The following is a 13,728-nucleotide window of genomic DNA, read 5'->3' as shown; positions in this document are numbered from 1 at the left end:
TACCTACCTTTTATCTCTTAAAGGTGGATTTAAGTGTATTTTAGACGGAAATTGGTATTAAACATGAAAACAATCACGAAAATAGCGTTCATTTCATTGATATAACGATTTGATTTTACAGACTTAAGAATGAGAGACCTGAAAAGGTAAAGTGAAAATAATTTGTAGAATCAAAATTTATTAAAATAATTGAGATGCTCGTTAAAACAAAAAGATTTGTGCATATGGAGGACTATATGCAACAAGCACACTTTTCAGAGCCAAGCGCTCCTTATTCTTGCGAAGTTTTACTTCTTAGGAAAAAGCGTTGCTTTGCTTATCTTTATACTCGAAGCATAGCTACTTGTCTTAGGGTAGGCGTGAGTAATACTCGGCGGTTTCCTAGCTCAGGATTTACGTTGGTTGAGCTTATTGTAACGATTGCAGTTGTGGCAATCATTGCCTTAATGGCAGCGCCTTCATTTGCAACGATGTACAGCCGTCAAAAGCTAGAGTCCTCTGCACGTGAACTTGTCATGAAAATTTCTGAAGCGAGAAGCCAAGCTGTTTTATTGCGTCAAACTACAGGTCTTTGCTTGGCATCTCTATCTGACGCCGATTGTGCAGCAGCCGTAGCCATTCCAAAAGAAGAAACACAGCGAATTTTTATTGCACGATTAGAAAATGGGGTAACAAGCACCAATGCTTCATCAACCAATCTCAATTTTAGAAGAAATGGCAGCCTTGCGGCACAAAAAGATTTTATCTTGCAACGCCAAAATCTTTTTTATTGTGTTCGAGTTGGAGTGATTGGAGACACAATTATAAAAGAGGGAGCTTGCCCATGAATATAAAAAAACAACAGGGTGTTGGGCTCGTAGAAATATTGGTTGCTTTGGTTTTATTGGCAATCAGCGTGTTGGGATTTGCCGCTTTACAGTTGCGAGCAATCGATGCGAGTTTTGAGGCGAATAAACAGGTTTTGGCAACGACCATTGCACGTGACCTTGCTGAGCGGATGCGGGCAAATCCACAAGCAACTCGCGCTGGAAAATATAAGGTGAAAGCGGTTGAGGTTCCTAAAACTGATGTTTCAATGGCAGCTGACAAACCTGAAAAAATTGCTTTACAAGATTTACAGAATGCAGCACTAGAAGCAAAAAATAATGGGATGAATCTTGCAGTCGATCAATGTCCAACAGGAAATAATCGGCAATGTATTTATGTCGCTTGGGATCAGACCAATTTAGCAGGTGATCAAGGAATTGCAGCATGTATTAAAGATGGTGCTTATGTTTCAGGATCACATTGTTTGTTCTTGGAGGCATACTGAAATGAAAACAGGCCTCTTAGATCTAAAACATGTGAAGGCTCAGTCGGGCTTTACCTTGATTGAATTAATGATTTCGCTCACTTTGGGTTTATTGATAGTTGCTGCTGCGATTCAGCTTTTTATTACGGGTATTACCAGTTATAAGCTGCAAAAAGCAATGGCGCATATTCAAGACAATGCCAGTTTGGGATTGAACTTCATTGTTGATGATATTCGCAAAGCAAACCTAAGCTCTCCCGTTCCAGCGATTAATGACCAAACAGCTTATGCGGGTATTTTACTCAGCTCGAATAATGTCGGTGAAAAAATAGACCTTAATTGTGCAGCTTGTTTTGCGAATAACCAAGTCACTAGTTTTGGTAATGCCAATGTCACGGGTTTAACCAATGATCAATTGCTCATTCGTTATCAGGCACCCCAAGGTGGTCTTGATTGTTCCGGTGCAGATGTTGCGAATGGGACTTTTGTCATACAGCGTTATTATGTCGGTTCGACATCAACAGATACGCGGCAATCTTTACGCTGTCAAGCTGCACAATATACACAAGCGACGCTTGATACCAAGACACCAACTGATCGTTTGAAATTGGCTTGGGGAGCAAGCCAGGTCATTTTACCCAATGTAGATTTTTTTCAGATCCGTTTAGGTTACATGGATGGTGATTTAAATAGTGCAAATAGTACGTTGGCTTATACCGATGTTAAAAATTATATGGCATTGACGGCAACGAAAAAAAATATTGATGGGGTCGTGCAGGCCTTTCGTCCTTATGTTCATGCGATTCAAATCGGTGTGTTGGTTCGTTCGGATGATAAGACGGGCAATCAGTCTGTGATTAAACAAAGAAATAAAGAGCCATTTCAGGTTCTTGGTAGCAAAGTCAATCTTACACCTGCTTCCCAAGATAATTATTTACGGCAGGCTGTTGATCAAACGATTTCTTTAAGAAATGCAATGGGCTGGGTTTCAGAAGGTTGTGATAGTAGTAAAACCACAACCTGTACAAATGGGGGGGCTGGGACATGATGCATGCTCAACGCGGTTCTACACTGGTTGTTGTGCTGATGATTGTGCTGATGATTACGATCGTCGGCACACTGGCGATTCGTCAAAGTATTAGCTCACTTAAATTGGTGAGTAACCATCAAATGCAGACATTATTGGCACAAAATGCGGATACAGCATTGATGTATTTTCAAGATCCAAATACTCAGCAAAATCTTGCTTCTGCCAATGGGATTGTCGGGTACTTTAAAAATGAAAATAACAAAAATGCGGAATTGGTGTTCTGTTTCTCAGGCACAGACCCATTTGCGCTTGGTAAAGCAGGTTATCGTTTAAATAGCGCAACGTTTGAACCTATGGCAACCAATAGTGGTGCCTGTAAAGTTGATCCAAATAATGCCGAGAATGATACCGCTTCTCGTTCTAGTGGCCGTAAACAAGTGGTTACTCAGGTTTATATCAAAAGAGAAATCTCGGCCACAGCACCTTTTGCTGATCTTTCTCGTGGTACAGAAGTGTTCGGCGCTAAAACCGAAAATAATATTCGCTTACGGGTTTATGTTGTATCGGTCATGCAGGGTTTACTCACTTCTGATGCCTTATTTAAAGTAGATGATGATATTAAAAAAGGCTGTTTAACCAAAAGTATCGACAATAACGGTGCGAATGACGTTGCAACTTGCCTAAAACAAAATTCAGAAAAACCAATATATAACATACAAGTCGCAGAATATCGTTTCTTGTCTGACTTTGAACCTTCGAGTTCATAAGGGAGAAATGCCATGAATAATAAGATAAGAAAAATTACCCGAAATGAGCCTCAATCAAAAAGCAAAATCAAAGGTTTATTGTTTAGCTGTACGGTATTGTCTAGTTTTTTAATCCTTTCTTCGGTTACATCTGCAAGCGATATCGAAATTTATCAGCCAGCAGCGGGGAATAAAAAGCGTTTAATGTTGATGGTTGATCAATCTCGTAGCATGGGTGGCGCTGGTCTTTTGGACTTAGTGAAAGATTATCCACTGTGTATAGATCAGGGCGTTACCGATGTATTGGGTAAAAATGGCTTGAATTTGGGCATTAAGGTTGCTGGTAAGACCGATCTGATCGATGTGACTAAAGAGGCGACCGATCTCGTTAATAAAGCGATTTTGAAAGGTTTGCTTGGCAATGGTCAAGGACAAGGGATTCTCGACTCAATTGCTGAGATTAAAACAGAGCAACCAAGTACGGCTTATCCATTCCCTCGTCAATCTTGTACAGTAGTGACTACGGATGCAACGGTTAAGTTATTAGATAATTTACTCAATGGCTTATTGGGAGTGAAAACGGGTTTATCTGCTGAACAATATATCCGTGAAACTTGTGATCCGCTGATTGATATTAGCTTACTTAAATCAATTACTAATTCTTCTACGGTAGGAATTTATCGTTGCTATGACAAGAACTCACGTGTCCGAATGGCACTCACTGATGTTTTGAAAGGTAAAAAGGGTGAGGCAGGTCTGCCTAATATTGATCAAATTCCTGATAGTACTATGGTTGGCTTATCGATTTCACCTTATAACCAAACGTTGAATGACCGCGCTGGCGCGATTGTATTTGAACCCAAACTACTCAGTGACACTTATCTTTATAATGGGAAAACCCAGACACATCGGCAACATATGATTGACTATATTGCTAGTGCAAATATGGATTCAAAAGGTGAGTTTAATTTACAAAGTTTACTCTTGATTGTACCAAAGCTAGTCAGTGGTTTACTGAATGATGTGGTTGCCACACTAGGGAAAATTTTAAGTAACCCACTTGATGCGGTTAGTGAATTATTGAATCTGGAAAATACCAATAATGCCTTAAATGATGTGCTTACCATGTTAGGGCTTGGTGGTAATAATCCAATGGCGAGTACCTATGCGGAAACAGGTGCCTACTTGTTGGGGAATACCACCAAGGGAACAGGTGCAAGACAATATGCTAAACGTAATGCTTTATTGGGGCTTGGGGGAATATCACTGATATGGACAGATTATGAATGTAATGCTTGGAAAGCCGATGGCATGACCTGTGCTGATTGGAAATATGCAGGTTTGTTGGGTGTAAATACCTCTGGTTATAAAAAAGTCGATGGTAATTTATTGAACTTGCTCGGTATTTTACAGGTCGGTAGGCAAGAAATCTTTTATGAATATCGTGCTGATGTTGATGCCAAATATAGCGGTTTTAAAGACAGTCAAAAAAATAACAGTACAATCAATCCATTGATTAAAAGTAACGGTAATTTCTACCAACCACCATCTACCGCCCCTCAATGTGATGCGAATGGTTTGATGGTGATCGCAGGTGGTGTACCGACCATTGCACCGACGTTGACGGACTCTTTATTGCAACCTCAAGGCAGTCAGTCTGATGCGACTAAAGTTGCGATGGAACGCTTGATGGCTCGTTCATTGGATAATAGCCAAGCTCTAAGTGTGCAATATAAAGATGGACGTTTGAATGATAGTTGGGGATTTAGATGTAACTCAACAGATCTAAAAGCCACGACTTTAGGAAATAATAAAAACTCAAATGATAATACTGATTTTGCCACGTGGCAGTGTATTGGTGCCTATGCACGTGACATCCGAGCATTAAAAGCCAACCCAATTAAAACTGCGGTGATCGGTTTGGATCGCTCATTTTTACAACTGCCAGCGTATATTGCTGGGCAAGAAAATAGCACGGATACCAAAGGCCTAACTCAAATCTCAAGTACCAATGTGGCTCAGGATCAACTGTTGACAGGTATTGTGCCGAAAGCAGTACGAGATTTATTAGGCGCCACGGGTGCACTTTTAGATGGTTTATTGCCGAATAGTTTGATTGGCAGTGGCTTAACCACTGGGATTACCAGTCTGTTAGATCGTTTATTACCAAGAAATCCAGAAGATATTAAAAATATGGCACGGTGGGGAGTAATCGGTGGTGGTGGTTGGTATAACGCTGCGAATAGCCAGAATATTGCGCAAAGTATTAAGGATTTTCATGATGACTTAGGTGTGACAGATGGAGACCCAATTGGTTTGCAAACGCTTCCTGAGGATCCACTGACACCTTATCGTATGACGAATGAAGTCTATAAAAGCATGTTTGAACCGACTGAGAAAGCCAGTTGGATTGGTAACTTTAAAAAATATTATGTGGAAAGCGATAATTCGGTGAATAAACTCAAAGATGCATGGGATGCTGCGTCAACAACTTATGATGTGCAAGATTGGAATAAAGGCGGTGTGCTCGCCAAACTTAAAAATTTAAAGAATAAAACGAATAACTCAGATCCAACCAAACCGATTATTACCGAGCGTAAGGTATTGATAAACCGTGATTGCCAACAAATTGCAAATACGACAGCTTATCAATTTACAGAAGTGGGAGGTCTAAAAACGATTGATAATAAATATCTAGATGTGAAATGTGGCTCTGGGGCGACTGTTCAGACAGATGCTAAAGGCTATTTACTGATGAATTTATTGGGCTATAACGTAGGGAATGCGGCAACAACAGCTGATTTGACTGAAGCAAATCGTACCAACTGGCAGGTAGGAATGAACCTACACTCGACTCCGATTAAGTTGACTCAGGAAGCGACTTTTAATACGGATAACAGTATTAAAGAGCGCAAAGATTATATGTTGTTTGGTACAACACAAGGTTTATTACATGTGGTTGATGCTAAAACTGGCGAGGAAACTTTTGCTTTTGTGCCGAATGAGATGCTAGAAAATTCGCAACAGAGCAAAGCGTTCTTGGATAAGCCGTCTGGTGTGAAAGCAAATATGGCCTATGGTATCGATGGTGCTTGGACAATCTATAGTGAATATGTTTATGGTATGAAAGCGATGAGTAGTGGTAGTACCAGTAGTGGAGTGGTTGCAACGGTCGGCGAAATTAAAAAAGACGGTAAAGTTCTCGCGAAAGGTAAGCAAGTGGCCTATGGCGGTTTACGTATGGGTGGACGTAGTTACTATGCGTTGGATTTAAGTGATATCAGCCAACCAAAACTCAAATTTCACATTGATCCTGATAACAGCCGTATTATCAGTCTACAATCGAACGGAAGCTATAAAACCACTATTAATACTGCATTGGCATCCATGGGACAAAGTTGGTCTAAACCGACGATCACCACCATTATGTATAAAGGTGCTGCAAAACGTGTGATGTTGGTGGGTGGTGGCTACGACATGGAATATGAAAAAGCAGTACCTACAATTACGGATGCGACCAAAGGTCGTATGGTATATATGTTTGATGCCGATAATGGGGATTTGCTCTGGTATGCTGGAGGGGATAGTCAAAGTACCTCATGTAATCCTGATAGCACAAGTTATGGATTGAAAGCGAAAGATCTATTCAGTGTTGTAAGTCGTATCAATGCGGTAGATCGTGATGGGGACGGTATGGCAGACCATCTATATTTTGGTGACCTTGGTGGCCAAGTATGGCGGATTGATCTAAGCAAAGACTTCGGTACAAAAGCTGGTAGCTGTGGAGCTTATACTGTGCTGTTTAAAGATAGTACAAGTCGCTTCTATGAAGCACCAAACTTTAGTGTTTATGGTTATGAGCAACCGCTTGCAGTGGTTAGTATTGCATCGGGAAATCGTAGTCTTCCATTTAGTGATAAAAGCTCAAGCAGTACAATTTACAACCTGTTTGATCAGGATGTTGTACGCAGAAACTTCACCGCTACAGGGAATAGCACACCTAAAATCTTACCAAGCGATCTTAAAGCAATGCTGACCGCGAGCGATTTGAAAGGAAAAAATCTGGTACAGGTTAAAGCCTTGATTCCAAATGGTTGGTATGCTCAAGCCAATACAGTGGTTGGAAAAGAACTTGATGCACAAGGTAATGAAGTCAGTCTCACCAATCAAACGGGGAGTAAAGTTCTGAGTGAGATGGTGGTGATGAATAAGAGTCTATATGCCAGTGTCTATAACCCGAATACGACTGTGGGCAATGGTTGTAAGATTCAGGCGAATGGTGCAACCACAGTGCAACGGTTCTGCTTGCCATTTGGTGTCTGTGAGAAGGATACTAAAGACGTGACTATGAGCTTTGGTGCTGGGCATGGGATTGTTGACTCGATGGTGGGTGCTGGAATTGGACAAGGTGACAAAAATGGTTTGACTCGTCAGTTACTCAATCCAAATGCAAAAGATACAATTGGCAATAGTAAATTACCAATCAATACGATGCGTCGCCAATTGGTGCCACTGACTTGGTATGAACGTAATGAATAAAAACAAGCTATATCTGTGTAGTGATCCCGATGAAGGGGGGGCTTTGCACTCTCGCCCCCTTAAGTGGAATTTCGGATCAACTGAGCAGGAAAACTGTCGTCGTAATTCAGGCTTTACGCTAATCGAATTGATGATTACGGTTGCAATCGTGGCGATTATTGCTGCGATTGCCATCCCTAGTTATGACACTTATATCCGCCGTGCAGATTTATCTACAGCACAACAAGAAATGCTTAAAGTCGCAGAGCTTTTAGAAAAACATCGAGCACGCAATTTTAGTTACGATGGTTTTGTACTGAAAGGCATATCTACGAATCAGGGACCATATTACTCGGTAGCTAGCGCAACCAACACCACCTTGCTTCTACCTTTGACAGCAACGAGCGGTAACCAAAAATTCACCTTAACATTAACGGTCAATACTCAAACATGGTTTTTAAAAGCAGTGAGCCAAAGCCCACGAAATTACTCATTACTTTTGACCAGTGCAGGCCTTAAATGTAAGACCAAAACACCTGCAAACATCACGGCTTCAAGTTGTGGGAATGATGCAGAAGACTGGTAACTCAATAGATTTTATAAATTAAATTCAAGGCTGTGGATAACCCTAAATTTAATCTTTCTTTCAAGGCAAATATAACGTAGAATATCGCCCTCTATGAAAGGGGTTTGAAGTGCTGTCGATGGTCGGCGCAGGGATAATCCGTAAAAATTATAAGGTTGTTCTCATGGTTGTTATTCGTTTAGCGCGCGGTGGTGCAAAAAAACGTCCATTCTATCAAATCATTGTAACTGATAGTCGCAATGCACGTGATGGTCGTTTCATCGAGCGTATTGGTTTCTTTAACCCAACTGCACAAGGTAAAGCGGAAAAAGTTCGTTTAGATGCTGACCGTTTTGCTCATTGGGTTGCTCAAGGTGCTCAACCTTCAGATCGCGTTGCTTCTTTAGCTGCTCAAGCTAAAAAAGCTGCAACTACTGCATAATTGTAGTAGGTAGCCCATGACATCGACACAGAATGTGCCAGAAGATCGTATTCAGATTGGACAGTTACGTTCAGCTTATGGATTGAATGGGTGGCTCTGGGTTTACTCTAATACAGAACCTATGAGCAATATGTTTGACTACCTTCCTTGGTACATTGAAACCAAGGCAGGTTGGCAAACTATTGATGTAAAACGTTGGAAACCACATGGCAAAGGCTTGGTTGTTGCATTAAAGGACGTGAATGATCGTACTGGTGCAGAAAATCTGGTTGGCGCGAATATCTGGATTGCTAAATCTCAGCTTCCAAAAGCTGATGTAGACGAGTACTACTGGTCTGATCTTAAAGGTTTAACGGTGTTAGGTCTTGATGATGAAGAACAAGAAGTCAATCTCGGTCAAATCTACGAACTATTTGAAACAGGTGCCAATGATGTCATGGTCGTAAAAGCGACGCCTGATAGCATTGATGCTGAAGAGCGAATGATTCCTTGGCATAAAGATGTGGTACAACGCGTTGATCTTGAAGCTGGTCGTATTTACGTCAATTGGGGCGTAGACTACTAATCCTTTCGGGGAAAGTGGCGCAGCAGGAAAATAAAGGAGTCTGCGGTGTTTTTTGCAGTCATCACATTGTTTCCTGAAATGTTTGAAGCGATTACAGCGCACGGGATTAGCGGGCGTGCAGCAAAGCGTGACATCGTGCAAGTGACTTGCATTAACCCACGAGATTTTGCTGAGGGCAACTATAAACGAGTGGATGAACGTCCGTTCGGTGGTGGTCCTGGTATGGTAATGATGGCTGAGCCTTTGGCGCAAGCAATTACTCATGCTAAACAACTTGCAATGCAAGCAGGCTGTGTTCATGCGCCAGTGGTGTATATGTCACCGCAAGGCAAAACCTTAAATGAACAGGCAGTACAACAATTCGTTGATTATGATGGTTTGATTGTATTGTGTGGGCGTTATGAAGGGGTCGATGAGCGTTTAATCCAGCATTATGTTGATCAAGAATGGTCAATTGGGGATTACGTATTATCGGGTGGTGAACTACCAGCGATGGTGTTGCTTGACAGTATTATTCGTCGATTGCCAAATGTCATGTCTGACGAGCAATCTGCGATACAAGATTCTTTTGTGGATGGTTTATTGGATTGCCCACAATATACAAAGCCTGACTGTTTCGAAGGGTTGGATGTGCCTGAGGTACTTAAATCAGGACACCATGCCAATATTGAGAAATGGCGTTTTTTGCAGCGTTATCAACGCACTCTAGACCGTCGACCAGAATTGGTGGAAAAAGTAGAGTTGACCAAACAGCAAATTAAATGGCTAAAAAATTCGAAAGGTTAAACTGGTATCAGTTTGTCTTTGTACCCAACGAGAAGCTTTGCTTCGAGTTTTACTTAAACTTGGTTTAAGTTAAAAATAGGCTCTTTAAGGCAATTTTGCCTTAAAGGGAAAGTTAAACGGGAGATATGCGCTTTAGCCTCTATTCCCAGCGGTGTCAGAGACCTCTTCTCTCCCGCACATATTGGAGATTCCACATGAGTGGTAAACATCCTTTAGTTCAAGCTGTTGAAAATGCACAGTTAAAATCAGACATTCCTGCTTTTGCACCGGGCGATACAGTTATCGTTCAAGTTAAAGTAAAAGAGGGTGAACGTGAACGTCTTCAAGCATTTGAAGGTGTTGTAATCGCGAAGAAAAATCGTGGTTTAAACTCTGCTTTCACAGTTCGTAAAATCTCTAGCGGTGTTGGTGTTGAGCGTGTTTTCCAAACTCACTCTCCAATCGTTGCTAAAATCGAAGTGAAACGTCGTGGTGACGTTCGTCGTGCTAAACTTTACTACCTACGCGAGTTGTCTGGTAAAGCTGCACGTATTCGTGAAAAGTTACCAGCTCGTAAACAAGGTTAATTTTAACTTTGTTGTAAAGCAGAAAAATGCGCCTTCGGCGCATTTTTTTATGTCTGTTTACGGCTAAAAGCCAATCCTTTTTTAAATCCTAGGCCGAGTTTTGCTAAAATAGGTCTTTATGCTTTGACTTTTCTTTTATGAAAAAAAGTTCTTATCGCCATTTAAGCGGTGTTTTCCTATTAAATAAGCCTTTAGGTTTAAGTTCTAATTCTGCATTGCAAAAAGTGCGTCGACTTTTTAATGCGCAAAAAGCAGGCCATACGGGAGCATTAGATCCATTGGCGACTGGTTTATTGCCGATCTGTTTGGGTGAGGCGACTAAGTTTTCGCATTATTTATTGGATTCAACTAAGCGTTATCAAACCACAGTCAAGTTAGGGCAAACCACAGCGACAGGTGATGTTGAAGGTGAAGTTCTCCAGCAGAGAGAAGTACCTGCTTTAACCGTAGAGCATATTGAACAGGTTCTGGCACAATTCCGTGGTGATATTCAGCAAGTGCCGCCAATGTATTCTGCTTTGAAGCGTGATGGTCGCCCACTCTATGAGTTGGCACGTAAAGGGATCGAAATTGAGCGCGAAGCACGCCCAGTCACCATCTATGACTTAACATTGGTTGATTTTACTGAAGATAGTCTGACATTGGATGTGACTTGCTCGAAAGGCACTTATATTCGTGTATTAGGCGAAGATATTGGCGATGCTTTAGGTTGTGGTGGGCATCTGACCAAATTGCACCGTACTCAAACAGGTCACTTTGAGATTAATCCAGGTTATACCATTGAATATCTCGAAAGCTTGTCTTTGGAAGAGCGGGATGCATTATTACTGTCAGTCTATTCACCAGTTGAACATTTTCCTCGTGTGCAATTGCCTGAAGGTCGTGAAAAGTATTTTGGTAACGGTCAGGAAAGCAATATCGATCATGAGGCTGCTGCTGAAGTGTTGGTTTTTGATGGTGAACGTTGTCTAGGTTTGGCGGAAATCACGGATAAAAAACGTCTAGTACCAAAACGCTTGTTAAATTTATAAGAGTATCGTCAATGGAATGGGAACTGATTCTAACCTTGGTGTTCTTTGCTTTTTGTGCAGGAACGATTGATGCTGCCGTAGGTGGTGGCGGTTTGATTCAGATTCCTGCATTGATGGGGGCCTTACCACAAACTGCACCTGCCACCTTATTTGGAACCAATAAACTGGCCTCCATTTGCGGAACGGGTTCTGCGGCTTTTTCATTTGTGCGCCGTGTCAAATTGCAATGGTCATTACTCGGTGTGATTGCACTGTTTGCCTTTATCAGCTCTTTTATTGGAGCGGCCTGCGTATCATTAGTGCCGACTCATATCTTGAGACCGATTGTCTTGGTCATGTTGATTGTGATTGCGATTTATACTTTTATGAAGAAGCAATTTGGGCAAGTGCACGTCGATCAACAAATCACGCCTAAGTTACTCGTACTGGCTGCAATTGGTAGCTTAGCGATTGGTTTCTATGATGGTATTTTTGGCCCAGGCACGGGCAGTTTCTTTATTTTCTTCTTTATTCGCTTTTTACAGGTCGATTTTTTACATGCTTCGGCATTGTCAAAGATTGGCAATTTCATGACTAATCTGGCGGCATTGAGTTTCTTTATTCCGACAGGACATGTGCTGTTTGCATTGGGTTTGATGATGGCTGTTGCCAATATTGCGGGTTCATTATTGGGTGTACGTTTGGCCTTAAAATACGGCAGTGGCTTTATCCGTATTTTATTCCTGATTTTGGTGAGTATTTTGATCTGCCGATTAGGCTATCAAATTGTTACAGCATAATTATTGGGTGGAGAAAATTAGGCTTTTTCTCCACGAAGTGTGACACCAATCGAAGCCACCATGATACATGCCAAAGCGACCCATTGAATCAAGCTAATTTGCTCATGTAACAATACTAAACCTGCGAGTGCTGCAAGTGCTGGTGCTAGGCTGGATAAGGTTCCATAACTCAGTTTACTGAGACGTTTCAGTGCCATTAAATCCAAGGCATAAGGGATGGCTGTTGCTAAAATCGCAATGACCAGGGCTTTACCCCAATATTGGGTATCCATCAAAACTGGTGCATTATTCCAAAGGCCGAAGGGGAGTAGCGTAATCGCGGCTAAACCAATCGCAATGGTCAGTGCATGCATACCAATATTTTGTTGTACGACACGATGTCCAAAATAAATATACAGCGCCCAGAAGAAACCAGCACCGAGTGCACAGGCCGCACCGAGATAAGAAAAGTTTTGGGCATTGGCATCATGCCAAGGAACCATGAGTGCAATCCCTAAAATCGCAAACACAACCCAAATATAATCACTGCGTTGTTTAATTGAGAGTAAGGCTAAACCGAGCGGACCAATAAACTCTAATCCAACGGCAATGCCTTGCGGCAGTTTGCCTAATGAGGTGTAAAACAAGATGTTCATACAGCCCAAGGCTGCGCTGTAACACAGTAAATCTCGCCATTTCAGTTCTTTTAATTTGGAAATGATTTTCCATGAGCGGAACATGATCGCAACGATAATCGTAGCGAAGCATAACCTTAAAATTGTGACGGTCAGTGGGTCGAGTATGGCAATCAATTGCTTGGCAAATGAAGCACTGATTTGATAAGCCACCATGGAAAGAACCATGTACAGCACAGCGACCAACTGGATATTTTTCATGTTTATAGCCACTTCATGTATGGAGAGGTAGGAATAAGATATTTAGCCATGAGGATGAATTCTGGGTGCATAAAAAGAGCGACATATCTGTTTGGTCGCTTCATTGATATCGAGTTGGAATTCAAAAGCGGCTTGATTTTCTCGGATGATTTTAAAACCTAAACGGTTATGAAAATTGACCGATAAAACATTATTTTTTAATGCATGACTGACTAAGGTGAGGGCCTGTCGAGCTTCAATAAATTGAATGAGCTGTTCAAGCAGTGCAGTAAAAACTTCTTTGCTTCGGTGCTTAGGGTGAATCACTAAGATCGGAACAAACCATTTCCGCTGTTCTATGTACTCAACAGTGAAATAGCCTAATAATTGCTGCTTTTTTCGATACTCAAATAGATAACCTTGATTTGAAGCGTTAATTAATGAGGCTAAATAGGAGGCATGGTCAATCGGCTTGCCTGCTTGTTCAGATAGGCCTTCTAAAGTTATCAAAGTGAGCGCTAAATATTCTTTCATATGCAATTACCGAATACCCTG

General features: G+C 41.4%; 14 protein-coding genes. 12 read left to right on the top strand and 2 right to left on the bottom strand.

The features are described from left to right. Positions 1–236: 236 nt before the first annotated feature. The 12 genes from F909_RS14200 (at position 237) to F909_RS14255 (ending at position 12,319) form a co-directional block, all read left to right on the top strand. The gene (locus F909_RS14200) at positions 237–827 is read left to right on the top strand and encodes a GspH/FimT family pseudopilin (protein WP_005147292.1); all 591 of its coding nucleotides are present in this window, start codon (positions 237–239) and stop codon (positions 825–827) included. Then, a complete protein-coding gene (gene pilV, locus F909_RS14205; RefSeq protein ID WP_005147290.1) occupies positions 824–1,312 on the top strand; it encodes a type IV pilus modification protein PilV in 489 nt (162 codons plus the stop codon). The genes F909_RS14200 and pilV overlap by 4 nt, the downstream gene beginning before the upstream one ends. A gap of 1 nt (position 1,313) precedes the next feature. Next, positions 1,314–2,339, top strand: a complete 1,026-nt coding sequence (locus tag F909_RS14210; RefSeq protein ID WP_005147287.1) for a PilW family protein — start codon at positions 1,314–1,316, stop codon at positions 2,337–2,339. After that, positions 2,336–3,088 carry a pilus assembly PilX family protein gene (locus tag F909_RS14215; protein ID WP_005147286.1) on the top strand — a complete coding sequence of 251 codons (753 nt, stop codon included), beginning with the start codon at positions 2,336–2,338 and terminating at the stop codon, positions 3,086–3,088. Before F909_RS14210 ends, F909_RS14215 begins: the two co-directional genes overlap by 4 nt. Positions 3,089–3,100: 12 nt before the next feature. Continuing rightward, a complete protein-coding gene (locus F909_RS14220; protein WP_005147285.1) occupies positions 3,101–7,606 on the top strand; it encodes a pilus assembly protein in 4,506 nt (1,501 codons plus the stop codon). 130 nt (positions 7,607–7,736) lie between these two features. Further along, on the top strand, positions 7,737–8,171 hold the full coding sequence (locus tag F909_RS14225) for a type IV pilin protein (protein ID WP_241286228.1): 435 nt from the start codon (positions 7,737–7,739) through the stop codon (positions 8,169–8,171). A gap of 163 nt (positions 8,172–8,334) precedes the next feature. Continuing rightward, complete coding sequence (gene rpsP, locus F909_RS14230; RefSeq protein ID WP_004660208.1) at positions 8,335–8,592, top strand: 30S ribosomal protein S16; 258 nt, start codon at positions 8,335–8,337, stop codon at positions 8,590–8,592. A gap of 16 nt (positions 8,593–8,608) precedes the next feature. Next, positions 8,609–9,157 carry a ribosome maturation factor RimM gene (gene rimM, locus F909_RS14235; protein WP_004803983.1) on the top strand — a complete coding sequence of 183 codons (549 nt, stop codon included), beginning with the start codon at positions 8,609–8,611 and terminating at the stop codon, positions 9,155–9,157. A 45-nt stretch (positions 9,158–9,202) separates the two neighbouring features. Then, positions 9,203–9,943, top strand: coding sequence for a tRNA (guanosine(37)-N1)-methyltransferase TrmD (gene trmD, locus F909_RS14240; protein ID WP_005147283.1), 741 nt, complete (start codon positions 9,203–9,205; stop codon positions 9,941–9,943). A 194-nt stretch (positions 9,944–10,137) separates the two neighbouring features. After that, positions 10,138–10,509 carry a 50S ribosomal protein L19 gene (rplS, locus tag F909_RS14245; RefSeq protein WP_004803988.1) on the top strand — a complete coding sequence of 124 codons (372 nt, stop codon included), beginning with the start codon at positions 10,138–10,140 and terminating at the stop codon, positions 10,507–10,509. A 137-nt stretch (positions 10,510–10,646) separates the two neighbouring features. Beyond that, entirely contained in the window at positions 10,647–11,540 is an 894-nt protein-coding gene (gene truB, locus F909_RS14250) for a tRNA pseudouridine(55) synthase TruB (RefSeq protein ID WP_005147282.1), read from the top strand. A gap of 11 nt (positions 11,541–11,551) precedes the next feature. Next, positions 11,552–12,319, top strand: a complete 768-nt coding sequence (locus tag F909_RS14255) for a sulfite exporter TauE/SafE family protein (RefSeq protein ID WP_005147281.1) — start codon at positions 11,552–11,554, stop codon at positions 12,317–12,319. Positions 12,320–12,336: 17 nt separating this feature from the next. On the opposite strand, the gene F909_RS14260 is transcribed toward F909_RS14255, so the two are convergent. Both F909_RS14260 and F909_RS14265 read right to left on the bottom strand, forming a co-directional pair. Further along, the gene (locus F909_RS14260) at positions 12,337–13,194 is read right to left on the bottom strand and encodes an EamA family transporter (protein WP_005147279.1); all 858 of its coding nucleotides are present in this window, start codon (positions 13,192–13,194) and stop codon (positions 12,337–12,339) included. Between the two features lie 42 nt (positions 13,195–13,236). After that, positions 13,237–13,707 carry a GNAT family N-acetyltransferase gene (locus F909_RS14265; RefSeq protein WP_005147277.1) on the bottom strand — a complete coding sequence of 157 codons (471 nt, stop codon included), beginning with the start codon at positions 13,705–13,707 and terminating at the stop codon, positions 13,237–13,239. Positions 13,708–13,728: the final 21 nt, after the last annotated feature.

Origin of the sequence: Acinetobacter sp. ANC 3929 (assembly GCF_000369405.1) — a bacterium.
GTDB lineage: Bacteria > Pseudomonadota > Gammaproteobacteria > Pseudomonadales > Moraxellaceae > Acinetobacter.
Note: the sequence above shows the minus strand (reverse complement) of the source record. Positions and strands in the feature narration are given on the sequence as shown.